Source organism: Sphingomonas endophytica, from assembly GCF_001476895.1.
Taxonomy (GTDB): Bacteria; Pseudomonadota; Alphaproteobacteria; order Sphingomonadales; family Sphingomonadaceae; genus Sphingomonas; species Sphingomonas endophytica_A.
This window is the reverse complement of the sequence record NZ_LDTB01000161.1, coordinates 1-760: the sequence shown is the minus strand read 5'-3', so window position 1 is coordinate 760 and position 760 is coordinate 1. Positions and strand designations below refer to the sequence as shown.

Sequence of the window (760 nt, the reverse complement as noted above, 5' to 3'; positions counted from 1 at the left end):
AGGCCGGCCAGGACCTCGATGCCGACGCCGTCATCAAGCACTGCGCGGCGTCGATGGCCCATTTCAAGGTGCCGAAGCGGGTCATCTTCGTGGATGCCCTGCCGAAGAACCCGAGCGGCAAGCTGCTGAAGCGCGAGTTGCGGCAGCGCTATGTCGGCGGCGCCACGCTGGATCAGGCTGTTCAGAAGAGCTTTGCCGGGTAATCGACCCGGCCGCCGCCGCCGACGGCGGGGAGGCGAACCGCCGGTCGCCCCGCTAAGTGCTTGAATTGAGGGGCTCAGTCCCGGTTTCCCCGAGCTGCGGCCGGGGCGGGCCGCGACGGTGCCGACCTTGACGTTTGGCTCCTCTCGCAGTAGATACCCCGGCACTCGCAGTCGGCCCGCTTTGATGGCGGATATCCGGCGCGGCCTAATTCCCCGAACATTCGAGCTCGTTTATCGGCTCAACCTTCCAAACGAGGGCTGGGTCCGCAAGGTCGGCTGTTCGGATTCCTTGAAACGTTGCAATCGTCCGGAGACGGACGCGGATCTCACGATGGCTTTCAGCCCGTTCAAATTCCTGCAGGAAGTGCGCTCGGAGACCGCCAAGGTCACCTGGCCGACGCGCCGCGAGACGACCATCACCACCATCATGGTGTTCGTGATGGTGGCGCTGGCCTCGATCTTCTTCTTCGCCGCGGACCAAATCATCCGCTATCTGATTACCCTGATACTGGGCATCCACTGATGAGCACCCAATTGATGGACAAGCGCTGGTACAT

Annotated in this window: 2 protein-coding genes; both read left to right on the top strand. The window is 63.0% G+C overall.

What is annotated here, in order from left to right; all coding sequences use genetic code 11:
* Positions 1–203 (top strand): AMP-binding enzyme (locus NS334_RS16525; RefSeq protein WP_428835070.1); only part of this gene is annotated, 203 nt, incomplete at its 5' end.
* Between the two features lie 184 nt (positions 204–387).
* On the top strand, positions 388–726 hold the full coding sequence (gene secE / locus NS334_RS19465) for a preprotein translocase subunit SecE (RefSeq protein ID WP_021081671.1): 339 nt from the start codon (positions 388–390) through the stop codon (positions 724–726).
* Positions 727–760: the final 34 nt, after the last annotated feature.